The sequence below is a fragment of the Mucilaginibacter sp. PAMC 26640 genome, from assembly GCA_001596135.1.
Taxonomy (GTDB): Bacteria; Bacteroidota; Bacteroidia; order Sphingobacteriales; family Sphingobacteriaceae; genus Mucilaginibacter.
In genome coordinates this window covers 4,871,542-4,897,159 of the sequence record CP014773.1, presented here as the reverse complement: position 1 = coordinate 4,897,159, position 25,618 = coordinate 4,871,542, and the positions used below count along the sequence as shown (strand labels likewise).

Genomic DNA, 25,618 nt, shown 5'->3' with positions numbered 1-25,618 from the left:
AAAGCCCATATTATTCTTATTTTTGCGCCGACCCTAATATCAAAAGTATGATTGAAAAATTTTTAAAGGAAGAACAAGATCCTAAGGCTGTTGAAAGAATTTACGGCCGCTTGATTGACTTGCTTACCACCGGTGAGGAGATCCTATATATTTCGGTTCAGAAAAAGCCAATCGTTAACCTTTTTCCGGATTGTATTGCTTTAACTAATAAACGCATCTTATTTTTTACCCCGGCTAACCTGGGCCTTTCTATCAAATTCGTTGATTTTGTTTGGAAGGACATTGTAGACGTATATACCAAGGAAGAGATCATCGGCGCCGTATTCAGCGTTAAAACCACTAACGGTGCCGAAATGGGTGTAGATTACCTGCCCAAAGTTCAGGCCCGCAAACTTTACCAATACGCCCAGGAACGCAAAGAAGCCGAGCGTGAAGCCCGCCGGCTGCGCGACTTGGAAGAAAAGCGTGCCGAATCGGGTTCTATGCAGATAGACCATCCAGCGCAGGTAGCTTTCCAGCCAACGGCCCCGGTTTACCAGCAGCCTGTTGCCGCGCCGGCACCGTTTACCATGCCGCCACCGCCACCAGCGCCTGCCGCGTTGCCGCAGGAAGAGCCGAAGAAAGATGAATTGGCCGAGAAGTTAAAACGCCTTAAAATGCTTTTCGAAAACGGCCTCATCTCGCAGGAGGAGTATAATGGTAAAAAGCTCGATCTGCTGAGCGACTTTTAAGATCATCTAAACCCGCTCAATGCGGGTTTACTTTTTTTCCGGCAGTTCTATCGGGTTGTTATTGACGCTGGAATTTGCATCCGGCGCTTTGATAACGTTGATTGCGGAGATCCGGCTTGGGTCTACACTATCCATAGGCGAGCCGCTGCCGCGGTTGGCGCTGTTCCCACCGTGGTTGGCTTTCATGAAACCCTGCGGATCTTTCGCCTTTGCCTCTTTTAATCGTCCCAGTTCTTTCGGTGTGGTTTTAATGTCATCAGCAGGGGGCAAAATCTTCTGCGCCGCAGTGCTTAGATTTTCAAAACCTTTAAATTTAAACTGGACCTCATTTTTAGTATCCGATGCTTCAATAATGAGGCCGGGCAGTCCATTCAATTTCCAAGGACCGTTTCTGAAGGGGAGGTCCATACAAAACCAGGCTGTGTAGTCGCGCCCCTTAAAATGCGCTGTAGCTTTCTGGCAGTGCAGCGTGCTGATGGTCATGGTATCGGTCTGTATTTTCCAGCTTATAGCGGGTAAAGGCTCCTCCACCAGATAGTAGTTGATGATTTTCTCTTCTGTAAATAACTTTTTATCGTTATAATACTGATAGTATTCTTCGGTGGTGGTTGTACCCCCACCCGTAATAGTTAAGTTTAAATGGTTGGGGTCGCTGGCGTTTTTCACCTGGTCGGCAATTTGAGCAGCCAGCATTTGCTGCTGCAGCTCTTTGGTCAGGCTGCGATAAAGGCTAGCGTTTTTACCTAATAAAAGCACCATGGTTTCCCGGTAAGGTTTATCCCGATTGGCAGTGTCCCTAACATGGATAAGTTCGTAGGTGGCTTTTCCGATAGCAACGTCAGCCTTTTGGGCCATCACACTAACGTTGGTCAGCGTTAGCAACAGCAAACTAAAAAATATCTTCATCATCAATAATATTGGTATGCCGTAAAACTAATAATTTAGTTTGAAAGATAACGTAAACATTCAGTACATTTTTGCCGATGGTTACAGCAATCGATCGTCGAAGTTGAAGGGAAGGCTATTTACTTTTATTTTGCTGATGAGCGGATGAGCCGGGTTAAGCAGGTAATTAAATTCCTGTTCAACTACGGATGAGGGCACTTTCATGGCCAGGTATTGGCCGTTTTTAAGGAATTGGTTCCCTATCTGTTTGAGTTCGGCCGGCGATGATATATCTTTCCAGTTAGCGGGCAGGGTATTTATTTCTATATCCAGGATCTTACTTTCAGGTATTTTGATCTCTGCAAGGCAAAAATTATCGGGGATCAAAAGGGGAGGGAGGTGTACCAATACTTCTAACACCGCCAACGCCCTCGACGATGCCGTATAAACCATGGCGTGGCCTTTACTGTTCCATCGGCCGCCGTATAGCCTTGCGCCAATGCCGTCAAGGCTGTTGATGTATTTACAATTAGCAATACGGTACAGGATCATTTAAGCAAAAATACCATGCTCGATACGGCCAAGCTCGTTAAATACCATATCGAAACCGGCAGAGGTATCTAAGAAGCTAACCGGGGCCTCACCATTAAAAATAAGGCTTGGTGCCTTAACCCAAAGCTTAAACTTATCAAGCGAACCAAATACCTCTTCGCCGCGCGTATATAACCGGGCAAGCTCAACCGCTTTTTCTGCGTACTCGGTTTTAATGATCGCATCATCCTCATAGCGTTGTAAGGTACGCTCGGAAATGTGAAGGATGCCGGATAACTCCTGCAGCGTGAGCGAGATTTTTTTTGCCAAGGCAAGCAGCGCCTTTTTAGGGAAGCCCTGCCTTGCCAGTTTGACGATATCAAAATCTGAAGAAAAGTTGGCGGCTTTGGTACCGCCAAATAAATTATATAGCGACACGCCAGAACCTTCGGGCATGTAAATTGCCATTGGTTCGTTGACGATGTTATCGTGAATGTGTTTTTCTTCGTACGACATAATAACAAATTTAATTACTAAATGTCGTATTTAAAAATTATTCGGCAATAATTAAAAAATAATTTTTCTTTCCTTTTTGCGCTACCAGGTATTTGCCATTAATGAGTTTATCGGAATTGATGATATCCTCCGGCGTATTGATTTTTTCCCTGTTGATGGAAGCGCCCCCGCCCTGAATAATTTTCTTGGCCTCGCTTTTTGATGGGAAAACAGCGGTTTTTCCGGCAAGCAGATCGGTAGCGGTAATGCCTGCAGCTAATTCTTCTTTGCTAATGCTAAAATTTGGAACGCCGCTAAACAACCCAGTCACTTCATCATTATTTAACTCGTTTAAAAACTCAATGCCGATATTTCCGAAAAAGAATTCGGATGATTTTACCGCTTTAATAAATTCCGCCTCGCCGTGTGTACGGATAGTAATATCCTTCGCCAGAGCTTTTTGCAGCGTTCGCATATGCGGTGCCGCATCATGTTCTGAAATGATGGCGTCTATTGTTTCCTTATCGAAAAGCGTAAAGATCTTGATCTGGCTTTTGGCATCATCGTCGCTTGCGTTTAGCCAAAACTGGTAAAACTGGTAAGGCGATGTTTTCGCAGCATCCAGCCAGATGTTGCCCCCTTCGGATTTGCCGAACTTCGTGCCATCGGCTTTTTTAAGCAATTGGGTGGTTAAAGCAAAAGCTTCTCCACGCCCTTTGCGCCGCACCAATTCGGTACCGGTAACAATGTTACCCCACTGGTCGCTGCCGCCCATTTGCAGTACGCAGTTCTTTTCTTTCCAGAGGTAGTAAAAATCGTAGCCCTGTACCAGTTGGTAAGAAAACTCGGTGAATGACATCCCCGTATCGCCGTTAATGCGGTTCTTAACCGAATCTTTGGCCATCATATAATTAACGGTGATGTGTTTGCCCACCTCGCGGATGAAATCTAAAAAGTTAAAATCCTTAAACCAATCAAAGTTGTTTACCATTTCGGCGCTGTTATGGCCGTTGCCAAAGTCAAGGAATCTTTCCAGTTGCGCTTTGATCCCATTAAGGTTAAGCTGCAAGGCTTCTTCTGATAACAAATTACGTTCGGCGGATTTGCCGGAAGGATCGCCCACCATACCGGTAGCGCCCCCAACCAGCGCAAAAGGCTTATGGCCCGCACGCTGAAAGTGGATGAGTGTCATAATCTGCGCAAGGCTGCCTACATGCAGAGAGTCGGCCGTTGGGTCAAAACCTATATAGCCCGAAACCATCCCTTTATTCAATAATTCTTCCGTACCGGGCATTATATCATGCAGCATGCCTCTCCAGCGTAGTTCTTCTACAAAATTCATCAGTGTAAGTATTTTTAATCCCGAACCATAGCAGTTGTATGCGGGGACGGCAAAGATAACAGAATATCGTATAGCAGAATATTCCGATCTTATAGTTTAAGTCTTAATGCCTGTTGGGTGTGTAAATTCAGCATGATTTTGCTATTACATCTGTGTTAATGCTTTTAAGTGTAACTAATTTTTCGTTTATTGTGACAAACGGACACGTAACGCAGCGCCTATGAATTTTTTGTCGCATTATTATTTCGACCGGTATACTACCGACTGCTACTTTATATTAGGTACGGTACTGCCCGATCTTTTAAAAAATGCCGACAAGTCGATCATGCTGCACCCGGAAAAATTAACACACCCCAACCCGGCCGTTAACTCCATTATTAATGGGTGGAACAAACATTTACTGGTTGATAAATACTTTCATTCGGCAGCGTTTTTTCAGTTTCACTCGCATGCGTTAAAGAACCTGTTAACCCCTGCCATAACCGGCTCGCCGGTAAAACCATTTTTCCTGGGGCATATCACTATCGAACTGATCCTGGATAATCTGCTGCTCACTACCGGCAAAATCAGTGTGAATGATTTTTATGATCATTTGGATAAATGCAGCCAGGAAGTGATCCACGAGTTTTTAACATTTGCAGGCATGCATAACCCCGGGGTGTTTGCTCAATTCTACACTGAATTTAAAAAAAGCCGTTACCTCAAAACTTACGAAAACCTGTCGCAGGTTACCTACGCGCTTAAACGCATTTGTATGCGCGTTTGGCGCGACCCATTTACGCCAGCCCATGAACTAGCCATGACAGACGTTGTTTTGGCCTACCGCGAGGGTTTGCTGGATAGCTTTATGAATATTTATGAAGAGATAGGGGAAAAGTTGTAAAATGCTTCGTGCGGATGGGAGTTTGCAAAAATTTAAAAGAGGTCAGGGAATTTATAGTTCCTGGTCCCAATAAATCATTATGGGAGAAATCTGGGTGTGGAATAACTTGTCCCAGATTTACCCACTTGTATCCCCCAACTTCCATGCGTTAGCGATAGCAGTGAAAAGCCCGTAAACGCAGCGCAGCGAATTGCGGACTTGTAACGAATAGCGCGGGCCGCAGGCAACGCCATAATCATTTGCCCAATTTGACTGTGGGAAAACGCATTTCCAATGTAAAAAATAATATAATTGGCGCTTTACTTTCCAAACCTTTCACGAAACCTCTCAAAAACCACTATTTACCAGTAAATTATTTTTTTTCTATAAAAATTATATCCCTACCTTTGCAGTCCCAATTAAGTGTTGGGAAAAAGGAGTAAAATTTATTAATGGCAAAAAAACAAGAAGCAGAAAAAGAATTAAAAGCTAAGGAAGCAGAACTGGGTACAGTTTCAGCGACCGCAGAAAAAGAAACTATTGAGTCAGAGGCTGATTCAATATCAATTGAAGAGATCAAATCTAGGATCGCAGCTGCACCACCGGAAGATTTCGACTGGGATGCAGATGAAAAAAAGTTTGGTAACTACAGCGATAGCGACCGTGAGGAATTAGAGAAAATGTATGATGGAACATTCAGTTCTATCACCAAAGGCGAAATTATCTCAGGTGTTGTTGTAAACATCAACAACAAAGACGTTGTATTGAACATCGGCTTTAAATCTGACGGTTTAGTATCAGTTTCTGAATTCCGTGATACACCTGATCTTAAGATCGGTGATTCGGTTGAAGTATTTGTAGAGTCACAGGAAGATGCTAACGGTCAGTTGGTGCTTTCACGTAAACGTGCAAAAACTCAAAAATCATGGGAGCGTATTAATTCAGCTCTGGATAACGATGAGATCATTACCGGTTTTGTTAAAAGCAGAACTAAAGGTGGTTTAATTGTGGATATTATGGGCGTTGAAGCCTTTTTACCAGGTTCACAGATCGACATCAAACCTATCAGGGATTATGATGTATATGTGGGCAAAACAATGGAATTTAAAGTTGTTAAGATCAACCACGAGTTTAAGAACGTAGTGGTATCGCACAAAGTGCTGATTGAAGACGATTTGGAAAACCAAAAAACTGAAATTGTTGCTAAGCTTGAAAAAGGCCAGGTATTGGAAGGTACCGTTAAAAATATTACCGACTTTGGTGTATTTATTGACCTTGGTGGTGTTGACGGTTTATTGCACATTACCGATATTTCATGGGGCCGCATAGAGCATCCAAGAGAAGTGTTAGCACTAGATCAGAAGATCAACGTGGTAGTGCTTGACTTTGATGACGAGAAAAAACGTATCGCTTTAGGTTTAAAACAACTTACTCCACACCCTTGGCAGTCTTTGGATGAAAACATCCAGATCGGCTCTCATGTGAAAGGTAAAATTGTAACTGTAGCTGATTACGGCGCGTTCTTAGAAATTATCCCGGGTGTTGAAGGTTTGATCCACGTGTCTGAAATGTCATGGTCTCAAAACCTGCGCAATCCTCAGGAATTCCTTAAAGTTGGCGACGAAGTTGAAGCTCAGGTATTAACCTTAGATCGCGACGAACGCAAAATGAGCTTGGGTATTAAGCAATTAACTCCTGATCCATGGCAAAACGCCGGCGCTAAATACGCCATCGGTACTACTCATGTAGCTACTGTTAAAAACATGACCAACTTTGGTGTGTTTGTTGAGCTGGAAGACGGAATTGATGGTTTGATCCACATCTCTGACTTATCATGGTCTAAAAAAGTAAACCACCCTAACGAATTTACTAAGGTTGGCGAAAAATTAAACGTGGTAGTTTTAGAGTTGGATATCGATAACCGCAAACTGAGCTTAGGCCACAAACAATTGGAAGAAAACCCTTGGGATACATTTGAAACGATCTTCACTATCGATTCGATACATGAAGGTACCGTTATCAAGGTAACCGACAAAGGCGCTATCGTAGCTTTACCTTACGGTGTTGAAGGCTTCTGCCCAACTAAACATCTGGTTAGAGAAGATGGTAAATCAGTTAAGGCTGAAGAGTCTGCTGAGTTCAAGATCATCGAATTTAACAAAGAGAACAAACGTATCGTTATTTCACACTCACGTATATGGGAAGAAGCTCGCGCTGATGCTCGTGTACAGGAATTTGAAAACCGCAAAAAAGAAGCAAAATCTGCTAACAACGCGGTGAAGAAAGTGAAAGAATCTGTTGAGAAATCAACTTTAGGTGACCTTAGCGTATTAGCTCAGTTGAAAGAGCAAATGGAAGGTGCTGAAAGCAAAGCTGCTAAAAAAGCGCCTGCTGCCGCACCAGCTAAGAAAGCAGAACCTGAAGCTGCTGCCGACACAGAAGAAACCGAAGAAGTTTAATCTTTTAAAGTTTAAATATTTAAAGCCCTTCCGAGCAATCGGAAGGGCTTTTTTGTGTTTAAATGTTGTATGCATGCGTTTTACTGGTCCAGTGTGAATGTCCTGTGGGGTGCCGAAATAAATTCGGCATGACGGCTGGCTTTTTGTCCTGTGGGGTTGCCGAAATAAATTCGGCATTACGGCTGGTTATTTGCTTTCTGTGACTGGGACTTGCGTTTAAGACGATCAGCGAATGCTTAACTAGTTTGACTTCATAAAACGATAAACCAACCTGCCGTCAATTGTCTTCTAAGACTATAGTCCCACCTTGCCGTCATGCCGAATTTATTTCGGCACCCCACATGCTAAAACGATAATCCCACCTTGCCGTCATGCCGAATTTATTTCGGCACCCCGAATGCTAAGACGATGACCTCCCCTTGCCGTCATGCCGAATTTATTTCGGCACCCCACATGCTAAAACGATAATCCCACCTAGCCTTCATGCCGAATTTATTTCTGCATCCCACATGCTAAAACGATAATCCCACCTTGCCGTCATGCCGAATTTATTTCGGCACCCCACATGCTAAGACGATAATCCCACCTTGCCGTCATGCCGAATATATTTCACTGTTGTCCGGTAAAAACTCAAATAATAAAAAAAGTTACGATTTAAGGCCTTTCAGAGTAGATCATGTCTTAAAACCAATTTCCAAGCCCCCCAGTTTTAGTTGTTCGGCATGATCGTACACTGCGGACAGCCGTTCGGGATTGTTAAGGAAGTCGAACAAATGAATGTAGCTCATCAAATGCAACCTGATGATCGACGTTAGATTTGAAAAGGCCCATTTCCTTTTGAGTTGTACCTGTACCAGTTTGATGAGCAGATCAGCAATGAAAGCACACCATATCTGGATCTTAATGGCGTTTTCATTATCGCCAAGGAAGTATTTAAGCGGGAAGTTCTGTTTAACCCGTTTGAAAAGCACCTCGATCAGCCATCGCTTTTTATAAATGTCTGCTACCACTTCAGGAGGCAGAGAAAAGTTGTTGGTCAGGAACTCAAATGTCCGGCCGGATTCCTTGTCGAAAAAGGTAACTACGCGGACTTTTAGCTTGATGCCTTCTTTTTGAGTCCGTGTTCCCTGTAAGAGAGATCTATCCGCTACTACACCCACATCTTTACTGTGTTCGCTCAACTCATGGACAGTGGTTACGGTGTAACGGGCATCTTTTTTCTGCCTTGTAACGAAAAATACGCCCTCATTACAGAATCTTTCATACTGGGCGTAACTGACATAGCCTTTATCAAAAACGATGAATGAACCTGGCTGTAAGTGTATCTCTTTCAAAAAAGGCATATCATTGGCACTGGCAGCGGTAAAGTTCACCTTTAGTGGTACATCGTCCGCAGCATTGATCAACGTGTGCACCTTGATCCCGCCCTTTCTTCTGCCATCTAACTTACCCGGGCTTGGAGCATTTAATATTCGCTGAAACAACGTGATGGTAGAAGCATCAGCTATAAAAAGTTTTGGGTCTATACGCAACCGGCTGTCCGGTAAAAGATGCTTATGACGACGGTATAACTGATCATAGATACGGGCAAATACCTCAAAACTTCTCCCGGCATTGGCATCACATAAAGTGCTTCGCGCCGGACACTTAATAACGCCCGTATGGCTGAGTTTATGCAGGCAGGCCTTCATGCCGCTCACTACTTCACGACTACTGGTGCATTTATTGAAAGCACAATAAAGCATCGTTACCAGGTGGGTATAAGTGTCGAAATAACGATAATAGCGGTCATGCTCACCGCGCCGGGCTAATGACCTTATTCCATTACGGTCAAGTAAACTTAACAGCTGATTCAGCACCGGCTGTCCGGTAAAAAAAGTACTTTTGCCCATGTTGAATGTTTAAGTGTGGTAACTCAAATATCAACAACAAAGGGGTAGCTTGTAAACTACCCCTTAACTTTTATCAAAAAATCGTTTTACCGGACAACAGTGAATTTATTTCGGCACCCCACATGCTAAGACGAAAACCCCACCTTGCCGTCATGCCGAATTTATTTCGGCACCCCACATGCTAAGACGAAAACCCCACCTTGCCGTCATGCCGAATTTATTTCGGCACCCCACATGCTAAAACGATAATCCCACCTTGCCGTCATGCCGAATTTATTTCGGCACCCCACATGCTAAGACGAAAACCCCATCTTGCCGTCATGCCGAATTTATTTCGGCACCCCACATGCTAAGCGCCCGAGCAATAGGTAAACGACAGAAAAATGAGCTGAATACTTACTTCAGACTGGTCCTGTGTGAATGTCCTGTGGGGTGCCGAAACAAGTTCGGCATGACGACTGTTTTTTGTCCTGTGGGGTGCCGAAATAAATTCGGCATGACGACTGTTTTTTGTCCTGTGGGGTGCCGAAATAAGTTCAGCATGACGGCTGGTTTTTGTCCTGTGGGGTGCCGAAACAAGTTCGGCATGACGACTGTTTTTTGTCCTGTGGGGTGCCGAAATAAATTCGGCATGACGACTGGTTTTTGTCCTGTGGGGTGCCGAAATAAATTCGGCATGACAGCTGGTTTTTGTCCTGTTGGGTGCCGAAATAAATTCGGCATGACGGCTGGTTTTTTGTCCTGTGGGATGCCGAGATAAATTCAGCATGACGTCTGCATTTTGATATCAGTGAGGATGCCGCGATTTTAGAGCTCTAATTTGGACTCATTGCTAGATCTGTAATTCTTTATCACCTTTTTCTCGCAGGTTTCCTTGCGTCAAAAATGCTCTTCTCCGCAGCCATTTTTTCAACAGCCTGCCAGGTGCGCGGGGCAGCTGCCGATAGGTTAATGCCTTTATCTTTCCCTATCTGTACATCATCTTCTATACGTACACCAATGTTCCACCACTTTTTGTCGCAGGGACTTCCTGCGGGGATGTAGATGCCCGGCTCAACGGTGATCACCATGTTTTCTATCAGGTTGTCTCCGTATGCGCCTTTGTCGTGTACATCCAGGCCCAGGTGGTGCGATACGCCATGCGGATAATAGCGGCCCACTTCCTTTGCATCTTTTATGATGCCTAATTTGATCAGGCCGGCAGCAAGCACCTCTGCAGTCTTTTCTTGTAATGATCCATAAGGCACACCTGCTTTGCATAGCGGAAATACCGCTTCCTGCGCATTGTAAACTAATTCATAAATTGCTTTTTGTGCCTCGGTGAATTTGCCGTTGGCAGGGAACGTACGCGTAACATCTGCCGAGTAGCCATGATACTCTGAGCCAACATCCATCAGCACCAGCTGGTTTTGTACCGCTGTTGCATTGTTCTCTTCGTAGTGTAAAATACAACCGTTGCCCCCGGCGCCAACAATTGGCGGATAGCCCTCATCTTCGGCACCGTACTTTTTGTGTACATACACCATAATGCCTTCTAATTCGCGCTCGCTCATTTGCGGGGTAACAGCACGCATAGCTTCTGCATGTGCCAGGCTGCTGATCATCACCGATTTTTTCAATAGTTCAATTTCCTCCGGCGTTTTTACACCTCGCAATTGCGTTAAAGCATCATCGTAAAGGCCTATGCCACCTATTTCAGCAGCTATCTTACTTTTGATCGACATGAATGTTACCGAATCTGGCTGGGCCATCAATTGTTGAATAATTGCGTTATTCTTGTAAGCCTCCTGGTCCATTTTTGGCTTTAAGTAAGCAGCGAACCGGCCAAGGTTTTTTGGATTGCCACGCAAGGCAACAAAACTAAGATCGGCCATGAGGCCTTTGTCCATTTCCTTTATCCCGGCTTTGCTTTGAAAGGTATTGACTAAATCGCGCAGGCTTCCTTTAACTGATGAAGCACCTACATCACCCGGCAAGCCATCATACAGGATAGTGGCAAATTTTTTAAAGTAGAGATCAAAACCTGAAAAATCTGCACTGTTGTAGGCCTCCTTAAAACCAAGCTGGCCTTTTGCGCCCTCAACACCAAGGCGTTTACCGGTCCACTGTTCCTGGGCAGCATCCCTTTTTTGCACAAATAAAACTTCGTTATACGTACTGCTCCCCTTGCTTTGCATTTCTTTAAAAATCAGCAGCATGGAGTTGGCTTCTTTATAACCCGACAAATAATACAGATCCGGGTTTTGATGAAAAACATAATTTACATCATTGGAGAAAACCTGCTCTGGATAAGCGAAGACCACTGCAACCGAATTGGCGGGCATTTTATCCCTCAGGGCTTGTCGCCTGCCTGCATGGAATTCTTTGCTCAAATAATCAATAGGCAGTTTTTCGGTTACAATTGTTTGCGCAAATATGGGTGATACCGCTGAAAAGGAGAGCGCAGCAAGCAGTGTTATTTTATAGATACATTTCATATATAGAGCGAATTTTGAACATTTTAAAGCGCTTTGAAGATAGGGAATAGGCGGGGTATCTAAAACAACGGATTGATTTTTACGTAGTAGTGCCACAGCAGGACGCTTGATAACCACAAAAAACTGAGAGGTTTTTTTGCAAAGAGCCGCAAAGCCTTTAAAATCAACTAAAAGGCTTTGTGTCCTTTGTGCTCCTGCTTTGTGCTACAGTAATCAGTCAGTTAAAACTAATTAGCTAACAAGAGGGTAATAGAAAAAGCTATTGACTAATCTCTATTCAACTAATGGCCAAAATTATTACCTTTGCCCAAATCCACCCACACGATGCAAAATCTAACGCTGCTCGACGGTCAGAAATTTCAAATTACAATTCAGCGTTTATGTCGTCAGTTAATTGAAAATCATAACGATTTTTCGAGTTCTGTACTGATCGGCATACAGCCACGAGGCATTTACCTGGCCTATCGCGTTGCGGAAGAACTGCGTAAGATCCTGCCAGAAAGCAATATCCAGCAGGGCGATCTCGATATTACCTTTTACCGCGATGATTTCCGCAGGCGGGATACACCACTGGTGCCCAATCAAACTAAGATCGATTTTATTATTGAAGGTAAAAAAGTGATCATGATGGACGATGTATTGTGGACCGGACGGACCATCCGTGCCGCTATGGACGCTATGCAGGCATTCGGCAGACCCGAAAAGGTGGAACTGCTTGCGCTGGTAGATCGCCGTTATTCGCGCCATATCCCGGTAGCGGCAGATTATGTGGGTATAGAAGTAGATAGCATAGCATCGCAAAAAGTAGTAGTCAGCTGGAAGGAAACCGATGGCGAAGACAGGATTGTGCTGGTATCAGAGAATTCTAACTAAGTCTCCACCGGGCGGCATTACGGGGGTATTAAACAAGCTTGGACCGTTATACACAGCTGAAAGAATATTTCTTGCTATGCATGGCGTGGTTTTAAATAGTGAATAGAATAATTACGAATCAGATATTCGAAATCAAACAAATGGCATTAAGCACACGGCATTTATTAGGTATAAAAGATTTAAACGTTGGCGATATCAACCAGATATTTGAAACCGCTGATAATTTTAAAACGGTGCTGAACAGGCCGATAAAAAAGGTGCCGTCTTTGCGGGATGTTACCATTGCCAATATTTTCTTTGAGAATTCTACCCGCACCCGGTTAAGCTTTGAGCTTGCCGAGAAACGACTTTCGGCAGATGTGGTGAACTTTTCGGCATCTTCTTCATCTGTAAGTAAAGGCGAAACTTTGGTAGATACCGTAAACAACATCCTGGCCATGAAGGTGGATATGGTGGTGATGCGCCATCCGTACGCTGGTGCCGGTGTGTTTTTAGCCAAGCATGTAAAGGCCCAGATCGTGAACGCCGGTGATGGTGCCCACGAGCACCCCACCCAGGCCCTGCTGGATGCTTTTTCAATCCGTGAACGTTATGGCGAAGTAGCCGGTAAGAAGGTAGTGATCGTAGGCGATATCCTGCACTCGCGGGTAGCATTGTCCAACATTCTTTGCCTGAAACAATTGGGTGCCGAGGTAATGGTTTGCGGGCCGACTACCCTGATCCCTAAATACATTGGTTCCTTAGGTGTTAAAGTAGAACATAATTTGATTAAAGCGTTGAACTGGTGCGATGTAGCCAATATGCTGCGCATCCAGTTGGAGCGGCAGGATATCAAATACTTCCCGTCTCTTAGGGAATATACCATGCTGTACGGACTGAATAAGCAGATCCTCGATGGCCTTGACAAAGAGATCACGGTGATGCACCCGGGCCCAATTAACCGTGGCGTGGAGATCACCAGTGATGTAGCCGACAGCAAACAATCCATCATCCTGGACCAGGTGGAGAATGGCGTTGCCATCCGGATGGCGGTACTGTATTTGCTGGCAGGGCAGGGGGCGTAAATATATGCTGGCGGCTCTTGGCAAATATCTCAGGCAAAATTTGCTTGGCGTTGCCGTTGGGCTGGCTATCGTTAGCTTTCTGGTAGAAACACTTTTAATTCATTCTAAAGATTTTCTTTTCACTGGGTTTGCTGCTGTGCTGATATTTATCATTGCAGGCTATCAAAAGCACCATGAAAGGCGATTGAAGGCACGTGAATTGAAGAAAAAGGGGCTCACCATCACCGACACATTGAATATTGAGTTTGTTAAAAGTTGGGAAGTGTTGCGCAAACAGGGAATCTACAAGTTTTGCTTTATAGATGGCGGGTTGATGCTGGGCTTAATTATCATGCTGCCGGTTGCTTTAATAGGCATGCTGACGCTAAGCGATCTGAACGGACTTTTTTCAGATCCTGGTAGGATTTTTTGGTATATCACCGATTGTGCCCTGATAGGTTATGTTACCGGTGCGCTGATCTACTTTGTAAGGTGGATAATTAATGAGAAACGGTTTATCCGCCTAACTGATCCTTTAGCATTTTAACCTGCTGAGGCATTTCAGCAGCAGCCGTTGCCGCAATACTATTGCATTCCAAACCTGTTCTGATAACGGGCCCGCCTTATTATCTGCACGCGAAATTCTTTACCAGCGAATACAATTCGGATACCAATGGCTTTACACTAAACGCAGCGGATATAAGGCAATCCATTTCCCTAATTTGATGCCTGACTGGCTGCCGCCCTTACCGCAAAGCAGGTCATAAACACAGCCACCAAACTCTTGAATCAAAGCCCCTATCCAGCCTGGAGCGGTAAGCGAGAAAGTTGACGACGACAAGGTCTAAAACAATTGGAACGGGGAATCGGTTTATAAAAGAAAATACAAACATGAAAAAGCTACTCATTTTGCTGCTCGCAATGTTCATTAACATTTCGGCAATGACAACTTCCTACGCGTTTCAGGATACTACAAAGAAAACAAAGAGTGGTAAACTGGACAGGCGTAATAATGCCAACAAGCACCTTAAAAAGGATGGCACAATGGACATGCGCTACAAGTCAAGCAGCAGCGCCACTAAAAAGGTATCATCCAAAAAAACGGTAACCCCGTAATAAAAAAACCCGACGATAGACTGCCCCCAAAATTTAACTATTTATTGGGGGCAGTTTATGTTTAAAAGCGCTTTAAAAGGCCTCTCAACCTTTTCCGTTTAAGATTTTCTTCACCACATCCACCGCACTGCTCAGTGCAGCCTCCACGGTTCCCATTGCGGTGCCATCGTACAAATATTCCCCGCAAAAATAGATCGTGCCTTCAACAGGTGTGTTTAATATTTGTCGTGCTGCCGACGCGGCAACGGTATCGTAAGCGTAGGAACCGCGCGTGTACGGATCGGCGGTCCAGTTCATAATGCGCCGGGCAATCAGTTTAGTCTTCAGTTCTTCCACATCCCTACTAAATATATTGGCCAGTGATTGCAGCCCCTGGCTTGCCAGATCCTCATCGGAAGTATTTGTTTTTTCCGCCGCCGCCGGTCCGCCGATCCACCCGGTGAGCACGTTCGATGTTTCTGGCACCTGGGTCCACCAGGTTGGGATCTCTTCGCTACTAAACAGGTAACCCATTTCGTCAAAGTTCCTGCCGGCCAGGCCCGCTGTTTTGCCATCGAGCCAAAAAGGTTCGCTGAATTCAAAGAGGATCTTGATCACCGCACCGAATCCCATTTGTTGGATCGCCTCGCTTTGCGCCGGGATAGGTGGGTCGAATCTTACGGCTCCCTGTTCACCAGGATCCGCTTTTAATACGCCCAGCGGCATCGCAATCAGCAACTGCTCTGCCTTGTAGCGTGTTCCATCTATGGTGGTAACCGTGACTTCATCGGGCGCCCATTGAATTTGGCTGGCTGCGGCATTCAAGTAGATTTCGCCGCCATTAGCCTTGCATTCATTTGCCAGGTAATTGATCATGCTGCAATAGCCGCCATCCAAGCGATGCTGGGCATCCTCATCGTCGTGCTGCCATTCGTTGCGGAGGGCAAATACACTGGCGTCTCGCGGGTTCGCGGTATCATAGCCGCTTACAAATTCCCAAACGCCATCACGCAGGCCGGCGTATTGATCACCCGGGAATTCTGCCTGAAGGAAATCGTAAATATTGGTATCTTTCTTTAGATCATTAAGGCGTTTCATCAGTAGGTCCCAATCATGTATCACCATCGCATTCTCATCAAACTTTCCATTTTCAAAGCGCCACATTTCGGCATTGGCGGGCCGGGTGCAGATACCGGCTTCTTTCAGCAGCTTAAGTGTTACGGGCAAATCGCCATGAATAAATTCGGCCCCTAACTCGGTATGTTTAAAAAATGATGTATCATTTAAGGTTTGGATCCGGCCGCCTGTGCGGCTACGGGCTTCCAACACGGTTACTTTTTTGCCCGCACTGGCTAAAGATCGTGCAGCCATTAGTCCGGCAGCGCCTGCACCAATAATTAAAATACGGTTCTTCATATAGTGAGTGCAAAGTAAAGCGAAAAGTTGTATTGCGCAAGGCATCATAGATGGTGGCTGCCTTCTAGCTTTGAAGGATGTGATTGCAGCGTGGTTTGCAAATAGATGTGTTTGGGGTGATTCACTCAAAGTGTTTCACGGTATTTTAGTACCCCAGGTTGATAAAATTAAATCATTGATGATCAATAAAATATGTTGCAGTGTATTTAAAAAAGGGCGTTTCAATAAAAAAGCTAAAACATTGATAATCAAACATAAAGCTGATTCACCCGATTCACTTTCGCGGAGTGAAACACGGTGTCGTCCTGTATGGGGTTTATACATTTATCATTGTGACTGGGGATGAAATCAAACCTTTCGGAAAACAAGTTTGTGAAAAAAGGCTTTGTCTTTTAACAGGATTTAGGTGAGGCCAAATGTTTGTATTATTTTAGCGCCGTGTAACTCAATACCTATTTTATGAAGGATTATTTTAAAGTTGACGAGTGGAAGATCATCGAAGAAGGCTTCGATCCAAACTATAATAAAGTAGCAGAAAGCGTTTTGAGCCTGGGCAACGGCCGGATGGGCCAGCGGGCAAATTTTGAGGAAGCCTACAGCGGTGATACCCTGCAGGGCAACTACGTAGCAGGTGTTTACTACCCTGATAAAACCCGCGTTGGCTGGTGGAAAAACGGTTACCCCGAGTACTTTGCCAAAGTGCTGAATGCGGCTAACTGGATAGGGATTGACATCAACGTTGCGGGTGAGCAACTGGATCTTGCTAAATGCGAGGTATCCGCGTTTACCCGCGAACTGGATATGAAAGAGGGCTATCTCAAGCGTAGCTTCCGGGCAAAAATGGCATCCGGTAAAGAACTAGCCGTGGAAACTACCCGTTTCTGCAGCATAGCTGATGATAAGTGCGGTGCTGTTAAATATTCAGTTACACCGCTTAACTTTGATGGCGAGATCACGATCACGCCATTTATCGATGGTGACATTGCCAACAAAGATTCAAACTACGACGAGAAGTTCTGGGATGAAGTAGATAAGAAGCTGGAAAATGACGGCGGCTTTTTACGCCTCATCACCAAAAAAACCAAATTCCAGGTGCTGACCGCAATGAAGTGCATATTGCTTCAAAACGGTACGGAAGTAAGCTACCAGGCAGCCCCGGTTGAAAAAGAAAAATACATCGCGATTGCGATCAAAGCCAATGTGAAAAAGGAAGAAGCGACTACGCTGATTAAGTATGCGGTTAATTTGTCTTCGCAGAATTATGAACTGGCAGAAATGCCTAAGCGGGGTGAAGATCTGCTTGCCGCAATTTCAAAAAAAGGCTTTGATAAAATGTTGGCCGAACAGGCTAGTGCTTGGGCGGAGAAGTGGAAAAACAACGATATTATTATAGATGGGGATGCCAAAGCACAGCAGGGGATTCGTTTCAATATCTTCCAGCTCAACCAAACCTATACCGGTGAGGATGATCGTTTGAATATTGGACCGAAAGGCTTTACCGGTGAAAAGTACGGAGGCTCCACCTATTGGGATACCGAAGCCTATTGCGTTCCGTTTTACCTGGCTACTGCAGACAAGAAAGTTGCCCGTAATTTGCTGCTGTATCGCTATAAACAATTAGGCAAAGCAATTGACAATGCAAAGCTGCTTGGCTTTAACAATGGCGCGGCCTTGTATCCAATGGTGACAATGGACGGTACGGAGTGCCATAACGAGTGGGAAATTACCTTTGAGGAGATCCACCGGAATGGAGCCATTGCTTTTGCTATTTATAATTACGTGCGCTATACCGGCGACGAGGCTTACCTGGCCGATTATGGTTTGGAGGTATTGATCGCCATTGCCCGTTTCTGGTCGCAGCGTGTTACATTTTCTGACGAAAAGGGCCAGTACGTAATGTTGGGGGTTACCGGGCCAAATGAATACGAGAACAACATCAACAATAACTGGTATACCAGCACAATTGCGGTTTGGTGTATGAAATATACGCTGGAAGTACTGGATAAAGTTAAAGCTGCAGACGAGGCTAAATTAACGGCTCTACTCAGCAAACTTGCTTTTGATACCGAGGTAGAAACCGGCCGGTATAAAGATATCATCGCAAAGATGTACCTGGGTTATGACGAGAAACAGGGCATTTACCTGCAGCAGGATGGCTACCTGGATAAAGAACAGATCCTGGTGAAAGATTTGCCAAAAGAAAACCTCCCGCTGGTTAAAAAATGGAGCTGGGACAGGATCCTGAGATCCATCTATATTAAGCAAGCTGATGTACTGCAAGGGCTGTACTTCTTCGAAGATGATTATGACCTGGAAATCATTCGCCGTAACTATGATTATTACGAACCGAGAACGGTGCATGAGTCGTCATTGTCACCTTGTGTGCACTCTATATTAGCTGCTAAGCTGGGCGATGTAGAGCGGGCTTACCAGTTCTATCTGCGTACATCAAGATTGGATATCGACGATTATAACGATGACACGGATGATGGTTGCCATATTACCTCAATGGCGGGCACCTGGATGGCCATTGTAGAAGGTTTTGGTGGCATGCGGGTGAAGGATGGTCAACTGGCATTCAGTCCGTTATTGCCCGAAGAATGGAAAGCATTATCTTTCCAGATCGGATTTAGAGGGACGTTATTAAATGTCAGCATAGCTAAGGCAGGGGTCACCATTACAAAAACATCAGGTATAGATCTTGAGGTAATTGTGAATGGAAAGCCACAGATCGTTAAATAGCCATGTGGCGAAATTAATCAGGAATAAATGTCATCCAACCCAGATCATAAATTAACAATCTATCAGCTGTTGCCCCGTTTATTCGGAAACAATAAGTCAGTTAATAAAGTAAACGGATCTATTGAAGAGAACGGCTGCGGGAAGTTCAACGACATTACCGATAAAGCGCTGGCGGAGATCAGAGATATGGGATTTTGCCATGTTTGGTATACCGGTATTATTGAACATGCAACCATGACCGATTACTCGGCCTACGGTATTCCGCCTGACGATCCTGATGTGGTAAAGGGCAGGGCCGGTTCACCTTATGCGATAAAAGATTATTACGATTTAGCGCCAGACCTGGCTGTTGACATCAATAACCGGTTAAACGAATTCCAGGACCTGGTGACCCGGACACACTTTGCGGGTTTAAAGGTCCTGATCGATTTTGTACCCAACCACGTAGCCCGCACTTACGCGTCAGACAAGCGCCCGGCCGGTGTGCGCGACTTTGGCGAGGATGATGATACAACGCAGTCGTACACAACCGAGAATGATTTTTACTACATTCCTGGTGAGCCCTTCAAGGTGCCGGCAGGATATAATCCGGGTGGGGATGGTTTTACATCGCCGCTGAAGGATGGCCGGTTTGACGAGTTTCCTGCTAAGGCCACCGGTAATGATGTTTTTAAGCCCGACCCTTCTATAAATGATTGGTTCGAGACCATAAAACTTAATTATGGTGTGTACTATCTGGACGGGCATAAAACCTATTTCGGACATGTGCCACCGCTTTGGTATAAGATGCACCACGTGCTCACCTATTGGGCAGAGATGGGCGTGGATGGTTTTCGCTGCGATATGATAGAGATGGTACCGGTAGAATTTTGGGCATGGCTGATCCCCAAACTAAAAGCTACCTATCCCGAACTGATCTTTATTGGAGAAGCTTATGATAAAAACCAGTATGCTAATTATATCCACAACGGCGGGTTTGATTATTTGTACGATAAGGTTGGCTTATATGAGGCCATTCGTAGACTAACCTGCAATGATGTGGGGAGTTCAACCTGGGAAATCAACAATGTGTGGAATAATCACACCAGGGGTATAGATGAGCATATGATCCGCTTTATGGAAAATCACGATGAGCAGCGTATTGCTAGTCGTTTTTTTGCTGGTGATCCTTGGCTGGCCGTTCCTGGAATGATTGTGAGCGCTACCTTGGCTACAGGGCCGGTAATGGTTTACAGCGGGCAGGAGGTAGGTGAACCGGCAATTGGCGAAGCCGGATTTAGCGGGGATGACGGTCGCACCACCATATTTGATTACTGGGGTGTGCCTGAGCATCAGAAGTGGATAAATTACAATGCTTTTGATGGCGGTGGTTTGTCTCAGGATCAAAAAAGACTACGTGTCTTCTACAGCGATCTTTTAAATACCGTAAAGAACAATGAAGCATTGCGTACCGGTGAGTTTTACGAACTGATGATCGCAAATGAGCATCAGCCCGGCTTTGATTCCAAAGTGTATATTTATCTACGTTATACAACCTCACAACGGGTGTTGATAGTTGCAAATTTTAACCGGAGTGAAAGAAATATCCGTGTTAAGCTCCCGGTAGATCTTTTGGCACAATTCGGTATAAGTGGCAAAACGAATTTTACCGATTTATTATCGAAAACGATATTTAGCACAGAAGAGATCGGCGAAGGAATTGATCTTAACTTAAACGCCTCAAGCGCCTTGCTTTTAAATTTTTAAAATCATCACACCATTCGATGCTTTTGGCTCAATTATAGCTTGAATATTCATGAATAAAATCGTTATTTAGCTGATAGCACAATTGGCTGATGTAGTTTTAAACTTTGTTTAAACAATAGGTAACAAAGTATATTGAATATTGAAGTTTATGAAAGATAATGTACCTGACCCTAACCCGGAATTAATAACGGCAAAGCTTCTCGTTGCGGAGGAGAACATGATTGTGGATGATGAGGAGTTTCACCATTTAAATAACCCTGCCGATGGTATTAAACCTATCGTTAAGAAATATTTAGGTGTGCCTAACCATGCTGAGCAAAAAGGGAATAAATTCTTTTTTACCGATGGCGATGCAAGCGTAGAGGTTACCATTGTTACCCGTGAGATTATTCGTGTACGCCTTGCCCCGCATAGCGTATTTCTAGATGAGTTTTCTTACGCCGTACCAGAGTTGCCAACCAAAGCGGTTTCTTTCAAGCTTACAGAAAACGACCTTGAATTTATCGTATCTACAGAAGCGGTAAACTGTCATATCCGCAAAGCGGATTTCTTAATCTCATTTTCCGATAGTAATAATATCATCACCAGCGCAGACGCCTCGCCGATGCATTGGGAGGAGAACGTAAAATTTGGCGGATACTATGTGTTCTGTACCAAAGAATGTCACGAACAGGAAAGCTTTTTTGGCCTTGGCGATAAAGCAACCGAGTTTAATCTGCGTGGCAAACGGTTAAAAAACTGGAATACCGATGCCTATTCTTACGGCTGGAACCAGGACCCGTTGTACCGGTCAATTCCGTTTTACATTAGTGTAAACGAAGGCATAGCACACGGTATATTTTTCGATAATACATTCAAAGCACATTTTGATTTCGGCGGAGAGGATCAAACCAAAACCAGTTTTTGGGCCGATGGAGGTGAGTTGCAATATTATTATATTCATGGCCCGCACATGATGGATGTGGTAAAAAACTACCACATTTTAACCGGTACACATCCAATGCCACCTCTTTGGGCGTTGGGCTATCACCAATGCCGCTGGAGCTATTATCCCGAAAATAAAGTAAGGGTGATTGCCAACGGTTTCAGGCACAACAAAATTCCATGCGACGGGATCTACCTGGACATCGATTATATGGATGGGTACCGTTGTTTTACCTGGAATAAAAAGTACTTCCCCGATCCGCGCAAAATGATCGACGATTTAAATGCCAACGGTTTTAAAACGGTGGTGATCATTGATCCTGGGATTCGCGTTGATGACAATTATTCTGTATTTAAAGAAGGTAAAGAAAAAAAATATTTTTGTCGCCGAAGCGATGATTACTTTATGGAAGGCCACGTATGGCCGGGCCGCTGCCAGTTTCCAGATTTTACTAACCCGGAAGTACGCACCTGGTGGGGCGGTTTATTTGATGAACTGGTTGACCTTGGTGTTGCCGGTGTTTGGAACGATATGAATGAGCCTGCGGTGTTTGGTTCGGGTACCTTCCCGGATGATGTGCGCCACCAGTATGATGGTTTCCGGGGCAGTCACCGTAAGGCGCACAACGTCTACGGTATGCAAATGGTGCGTGCAACTTATGAAGGTTTGCGCAAGCAAATGAAAAACAAACGTCCGTTTACCATCACGAGGGCGGGTTATGCTGGTGTACAGCGTTACTCGTCGGTATGGACCGGTGACAACGTGGCGTCATGGGAGCATTTAAAGATTGGGAACGTACAATTACAACGTTTATCAGTATCCGGAATTTCATTTTGCGGAACCGATATTGGCGGGTTTAGCGGCGAGCCCGATGGTGAATTATTTACCCGCTGGATACAGATGGGGACATTTTCTCCTTTTATGCGTGCGCACTCTGCCGGTGATACCAAAGAGCGCGAGCCATGGAGCTTTGGCGAGCCTTTTACCAGCATCAACCGTAAATTTATAGAGTTAAGATACAAGTTGTTACCGTACCTGTATTCGGCATTTTGGGAGCATCACCGTTATGGCTTCCCTATTTTAAGGCCGGTTGTGATGCTGGAACAGGATACAATTGCTAATCATTTTCGCCAGGATGAATTCACCTACGGAGATAAAATTTTGATCTGCCCGGTTTTAGAACCTGGCCAAACCACTAGGAACGTTTATTTACCGAAAGGAAAATGGTATGATTTCTGGAGCCTGGAAATGGTTGAAGGCGGCCAGGAAGTACAGGTAGCAACACCTTTGGACACCATGCCAATGTTTGTAAAAGCAGGCTCGGTAGTACCGGAATATCCGGTAATGCAGTACACCAGCGAAAAGCCGATAGAAGAGGTGAAGCTGAATATTTATTATAGCGACTATGAGGTAAACTCATTCCTGTTTGAGGATTACGGTGAAACTTTTGCTTACGAGCAGGATATTTACCTTGAGAAAAAATTCATTGTGAATGGAACAGCAGATAGCCTCAGCATCAAACAAAGCATGGAAGGTTTGTATACACCGAGGTACGAAGGGTACCACATCAAACTAAATGGGTTGCCGTTTAAGCCATCAAAAATTGTGGCTGATGGTAAAGAGATAAAGGAAATATCTGTCAACTCAGATAAAACCTATGAATTTAAATTCAGTAAGAATTTTAAACAGATAGAAATATTGAAGTAGTACGAAAAGGCCCCGCAAGGGGCCTTTTCTTTTACCAAGGTTTCCGCCGGATAAGTCTCTTTTGTCCATTTGGATTCTAAACAAGTTGCAGGAATGCATTGAACTGAAAACGGCATCATAGCAAGCTTTCTCAAAAACGGAACACGGTGCAGTTGCCTTTTTTCTTTTAAATAAACATCTCCCTACAATGTATGTTCAATAATTATATATTTGAACATCAGGAATTGTTCCTGCAACCCATTTAACCTGCGCTCATACAACGCTACCTTACTATGGCAAAGAAAAAAGAAATTACCGGTGCCGAACTATCCGAATCAAAACCTGTGAAAGCAGTAAAGCTAAAAACGACCAAAAAAGCAGATAATGCTGCAGAAAAATGGCCCATAGCTGAAGAGCCTGTAGTGAAAAAAACAAAGCCTGCTGCTAAAAAATCATTGGCCGCTAAATCTGCTGTAACCTTACCAGGCACAGCCGAACAAGTGAAGGCAGTTGAACCTTATAGCCGTTTTACTGATTTTGATATCGAACTATTTAAAGCCGGTAAACATTTCAAACTTTATGAGAAGTTTGGTTCGCATGTAGTAGAATATAGAAACGTAGTAGGTACCTACTTTGCGGTTTGGGCACCCAATGCACAATACGTAGCGGTGATAGGTAATTTTAATGGCTGGAACCGGGGTTCGCACCAATTGAATTACCGCTGGGATGCCTCTGGGATCTGGGAAGGGTGGGTGCCGAACGTTGGCGTAGGCGAAACCTATAAATACTTTATTAAAGGCCCGCAGGGCCAGGATCTGGAAAAGAGCGATCCATTTGCCCTCCGCTGGGAATTGCCTCCGCATACTGCCTCAATAGTTGCCGATACGTTTTATGAATGGAAAGATCAGGACTGGATGGCCAACCGCTACCAGCACACCGCTTTGGATAAACCGTATTCGGTTTACGAAATGCACATCGGGTCATGGGCACGCAGCCCGGAGAGCCCTGATGAGTTTTTGAGCTACCGGCAGCTTGCCGAAAAACTAGTGCCATATGTAAAGGAAATGGGCTTTACTCATGTAGAGTTTATGCCCATAATGGAACACCCATATTATCCAAGCTGGGGTTACCAGATCACCGGTTTCTTTGCAGCCTCATGCCGTTACGGTACGCCGCAGGATCTGATGTATCTGGTAGAAGAGTTCCATGCGAATGGTATTGGTGTGATACTTGATTGGGTGCCATCGCACTTTCCAGGCGATGCACACGGCCTTTATAATTTCGACGGGACACATTTGTACGAGCACGAAGATCTGCGAAAGGGCTTTCACCCGGACTGGAAATCATACATATTTAACTATGGCCGCAACGAGGTTAGGGCTTTCCTGATTAGTAATGCCATATTCTGGCTGGAGCGTTACCATATTGACGGACTCCGTGTAGATGCCGTGGCATCTATGCTTTACCTTGATTATTCACGTAATGAAGGGGAGTGGGAGCCAAACATTTTCGGCGGGAATCATAACCTCGAAGCCGTATCTTTCCTGAAGGAATTTAACGCTACGGTTTACAGCAACTTCCCGGATGTACAAACCATAGCAGAAGAATCAACTTCTTTCAACGGTGTTAGCAGGCCGGTTTACACGGGCGGTCTTGGCTTTGGTATGAAATGGATGATGGGCTGGATGCATGATACGCTGGATTACTTTGCACATGACCCTATCCATCGCAAATACCACCAGAATCAACTCACCTTTAGTTTGGTATACGCTTTTACAGAAAACTTCATGCTTCCTTTTTCGCATGATGAAGTGGTGTACGGCAAAAAATCAATGTTGAGTAAAATGCCAGGCGACGATTGGCAAAAGTTTGCCAACCTGCGATTAGTATATAGCTTTATGTATACCCACCCGGGTACCAAATTGTTATTCATGGGGAGCGAATTTGGCCAGGTAGAAGAATGGAACTTTAAGCAGTCGCTGGATTGGCACTTGTTGGAACATAATAGCCATGTTGGGATGACAGAGGCCGTTAAAGCAATTAATAATTTATATAAATCTGAGCCAGCCCTTTATGAAAAAGCATTTGATTGGACAGGTTTTGAATGGATAGACGCCAGTAACCTGGCCGATTCCGTTATCGTATATCTGCGCAAAGGAATTGATCCTGCTAACGATCTTATTATTGTTTTGAATATGACACCTGTTCCTCATCAAAGTTACCGGATTGGCGTGCCATCAGCAGGGGAGTGGCGGGAGATCTTTAATTCCGACCAGCACCAATATTGGGGCAGCGGAATGATCAATTATGAATTAATTAAAACCGAAGCCCAGGCCTGGCACGGAAAAGAAAACTCTATGCAGATAACAGCACCTCCATTAGGGGCAGCTGTATTTAAAAAAATAGCTAAAGCCTAGA

The 25,618-nt window shown here is 44.6% G+C and carries 19 protein-coding genes; 11 read left to right on the top strand and 8 right to left on the bottom strand.

All coding sequences use genetic code 11. The features are described 5' to 3' along the window. Positions 1-47: 47 nt before the first annotated feature. Positions 48-731 carry a hypothetical protein gene (locus A0256_21055; protein ID AMR33743.1) on the top strand — a complete coding sequence of 228 codons (684 nt, stop codon included), beginning with the start codon at positions 48-50 and terminating at the stop codon, positions 729-731. 27 nt (positions 732-758) lie between these two features. Here A0256_21055 and A0256_21050 read toward each other — a convergent pair whose 3' ends face one another. The 4 genes from A0256_21050 to A0256_21035 form a co-directional block, all read right to left on the bottom strand. Continuing rightward, a complete protein-coding gene (locus tag A0256_21050) occupies positions 759-1,640 on the bottom strand; it encodes a hypothetical protein (protein AMR33742.1) in 882 nt (293 codons plus the stop codon). Between the two features lie 78 nt (positions 1,641-1,718). Beyond that, positions 1,719-2,168: a hypothetical protein gene (locus A0256_21045; protein AMR33741.1), complete on the bottom strand. Its 450-nt coding sequence runs from the start codon at positions 2,166-2,168 to the stop codon at positions 1,719-1,721. Further along, positions 2,169-2,663 (bottom strand): hypothetical protein, encoded by a 495-nt coding sequence (locus A0256_21040; protein AMR33740.1) that lies wholly within the window; start codon positions 2,661-2,663, stop codon positions 2,169-2,171. It lies immediately after the preceding gene. Positions 2,664-2,700: 37 nt separating this feature from the next. Continuing rightward, positions 2,701-3,984 (bottom strand): tyrosine--tRNA ligase, encoded by a 1,284-nt coding sequence (locus A0256_21035; GenBank protein AMR33739.1) that lies wholly within the window; start codon positions 3,982-3,984, stop codon positions 2,701-2,703. 220 nt (positions 3,985-4,204) lie between these two features. Between A0256_21035 and A0256_21030 the strand changes: the two genes are divergently transcribed. Further along, complete coding sequence (locus tag A0256_21030) at positions 4,205-4,867, top strand: hypothetical protein (GenBank protein AMR33738.1); 663 nt, start codon at positions 4,205-4,207, stop codon at positions 4,865-4,867. 431 nt (positions 4,868-5,298) lie between these two features. Beyond that, the gene (locus tag A0256_21025; protein ID AMR33737.1) at positions 5,299-7,305 is read left to right on the top strand and encodes a 30S ribosomal protein S1; all 2,007 of its coding nucleotides are present in this window, start codon (positions 5,299-5,301) and stop codon (positions 7,303-7,305) included. A gap of 674 nt (positions 7,306-7,979) precedes the next feature. Here A0256_21025 and A0256_21020 read toward each other — a convergent pair. Next, complete coding sequence (locus A0256_21020) at positions 7,980-9,197, bottom strand: hypothetical protein (GenBank protein ID AMR33736.1); 1,218 nt, start codon at positions 9,195-9,197, stop codon at positions 7,980-7,982. A gap of 851 nt (positions 9,198-10,048) precedes the next feature. Then, positions 10,049-11,614: a hypothetical protein gene (locus A0256_21015; GenBank protein ID AMR34638.1), complete on the bottom strand. Its 1,566-nt coding sequence runs from the start codon at positions 11,612-11,614 to the stop codon at positions 10,049-10,051. 384 nt (positions 11,615-11,998) lie between these two features. Here A0256_21015 and A0256_21010 point away from each other — a divergent pair, with 384 nt between their 5' ends. The 4 genes from A0256_21010 to A0256_20995 all read left to right on the top strand — a co-directional run bounded on the left by A0256_21010 (position 11,999) and on the right by A0256_20995 (position 14,706). Next, on the top strand, positions 11,999-12,547 hold the full coding sequence (locus A0256_21010) for a PyrR protein (GenBank protein AMR33735.1): 549 nt from the start codon (positions 11,999-12,001) through the stop codon (positions 12,545-12,547). 140 nt (positions 12,548-12,687) lie between these two features. Beyond that, positions 12,688-13,611, top strand: a complete 924-nt coding sequence (locus tag A0256_21005) for an aspartate carbamoyltransferase (GenBank protein AMR33734.1) — start codon at positions 12,688-12,690, stop codon at positions 13,609-13,611. A gap of 4 nt (positions 13,612-13,615) precedes the next feature. Further along, entirely contained in the window at positions 13,616-14,137 is a 522-nt protein-coding gene (locus A0256_21000; protein AMR33733.1) for a hypothetical protein, read from the top strand. Positions 14,138-14,481: 344 nt separating this feature from the next. After that, positions 14,482-14,706 (top strand): hypothetical protein, encoded by a 225-nt coding sequence (locus A0256_20995; protein AMR33732.1) that lies wholly within the window; start codon positions 14,482-14,484, stop codon positions 14,704-14,706. Positions 14,707-14,790: 84 nt separating this feature from the next. On the opposite strand, the gene A0256_20990 is transcribed toward A0256_20995, so the two are convergent. Together A0256_20990 and A0256_20985 are read right to left on the bottom strand one after the other, a co-directional pair. Further along, positions 14,791-16,101: a hypothetical protein gene (locus tag A0256_20990; GenBank protein AMR33731.1), complete on the bottom strand. Its 1,311-nt coding sequence runs from the start codon at positions 16,099-16,101 to the stop codon at positions 14,791-14,793. Between the two features lie 135 nt (positions 16,102-16,236). Next, positions 16,237-16,425, bottom strand: a complete 189-nt coding sequence (locus A0256_20985; GenBank protein AMR33730.1) for a hypothetical protein — start codon at positions 16,423-16,425, stop codon at positions 16,237-16,239. 135 nt (positions 16,426-16,560) lie between these two features. Between A0256_20985 and A0256_20980 the strand changes: the two genes are divergently transcribed. From A0256_20980 to A0256_20965, 4 genes are all read left to right on the top strand, one after another. Then, positions 16,561-18,843: a maltose phosphorylase gene (locus A0256_20980; protein ID AMR33729.1), complete on the top strand. Its 2,283-nt coding sequence runs from the start codon at positions 16,561-16,563 to the stop codon at positions 18,841-18,843. Between the two features lie 27 nt (positions 18,844-18,870). Further along, positions 18,871-20,589 (top strand): alpha-amylase, encoded by a 1,719-nt coding sequence (locus A0256_20975; GenBank protein AMR33728.1) that lies wholly within the window; start codon positions 18,871-18,873, stop codon positions 20,587-20,589. Positions 20,590-20,737: 148 nt separating this feature from the next. Continuing rightward, on the top strand, positions 20,738-23,221 hold the full coding sequence (locus tag A0256_20970; protein AMR33727.1) for a glycosyl hydrolase: 2,484 nt from the start codon (positions 20,738-20,740) through the stop codon (positions 23,219-23,221). A gap of 383 nt (positions 23,222-23,604) precedes the next feature. Then, positions 23,605-25,617 (top strand): glycogen-branching enzyme, encoded by a 2,013-nt coding sequence (locus A0256_20965; GenBank protein ID AMR34637.1) that lies wholly within the window; start codon positions 23,605-23,607, stop codon positions 25,615-25,617. Position 25,618: the final 1 nt, after the last annotated feature.

What these genes read in the sequence shown, in the direction of transcription:
- A0256_21050 (AMR33742.1), bottom strand. Translation starts at nt 1,640, where the DNA reads ATGATGAAGATATTTTTTAGTTTGCTGTTGCTAACGCTGACCAACGTT.
- A0256_20985 (AMR33730.1), bottom strand. Translation starts at nt 16,425, where the DNA reads ATGTATAAACCCCATACAGGACGACACCGTGTTTCACTCCGCGAAAGT.
- A0256_20980 (AMR33729.1), top strand. Translation starts at nt 16,561, where the DNA reads ATGAAGGATTATTTTAAAGTTGACGAGTGGAAGATCATCGAAGAAGGC.
- A0256_21030 (AMR33738.1), top strand. Translation starts at nt 4,205, where the DNA reads ATGAATTTTTTGTCGCATTATTATTTCGACCGGTATACTACCGACTGC.
- A0256_21000 (AMR33733.1), top strand. Translation starts at nt 13,616, where the DNA reads ATGCTGGCGGCTCTTGGCAAATATCTCAGGCAAAATTTGCTTGGCGTT.
- A0256_20975 (AMR33728.1), top strand. Translation starts at nt 18,871, where the DNA reads ATGTCATCCAACCCAGATCATAAATTAACAATCTATCAGCTGTTGCCC.
- A0256_20995 (AMR33732.1), top strand. Translation starts at nt 14,482, where the DNA reads ATGAAAAAGCTACTCATTTTGCTGCTCGCAATGTTCATTAACATTTCG.
- A0256_21020 (AMR33736.1), bottom strand. Translation starts at nt 9,197, where the DNA reads ATGGGCAAAAGTACTTTTTTTACCGGACAGCCGGTGCTGAATCAGCTG.
- A0256_21055 (AMR33743.1), top strand. Translation starts at nt 48, where the DNA reads ATGATTGAAAAATTTTTAAAGGAAGAACAAGATCCTAAGGCTGTTGAA.
- A0256_21010 (AMR33735.1), top strand. Translation starts at nt 11,999, where the DNA reads ATGCAAAATCTAACGCTGCTCGACGGTCAGAAATTTCAAATTACAATT.
- A0256_21035 (AMR33739.1), bottom strand. Translation starts at nt 3,984, where the DNA reads ATGAATTTTGTAGAAGAACTACGCTGGAGAGGCATGCTGCATGATATA.
- A0256_21040 (AMR33740.1), bottom strand. Translation starts at nt 2,663, where the DNA reads ATGTCGTACGAAGAAAAACACATTCACGATAACATCGTCAACGAACCA.
- A0256_21025 (AMR33737.1), top strand. Translation starts at nt 5,299, where the DNA reads ATGGCAAAAAAACAAGAAGCAGAAAAAGAATTAAAAGCTAAGGAAGCA.
- A0256_20990 (AMR33731.1), bottom strand. Translation starts at nt 16,101, where the DNA reads ATGAAGAACCGTATTTTAATTATTGGTGCAGGCGCTGCCGGACTAATG.
- A0256_21045 (AMR33741.1), bottom strand. Translation starts at nt 2,168, where the DNA reads ATGATCCTGTACCGTATTGCTAATTGTAAATACATCAACAGCCTTGAC.
- A0256_20970 (AMR33727.1), top strand. Translation starts at nt 20,738, where the DNA reads ATGAAAGATAATGTACCTGACCCTAACCCGGAATTAATAACGGCAAAG.
- A0256_21005 (AMR33734.1), top strand. Translation starts at nt 12,688, where the DNA reads ATGGCATTAAGCACACGGCATTTATTAGGTATAAAAGATTTAAACGTT.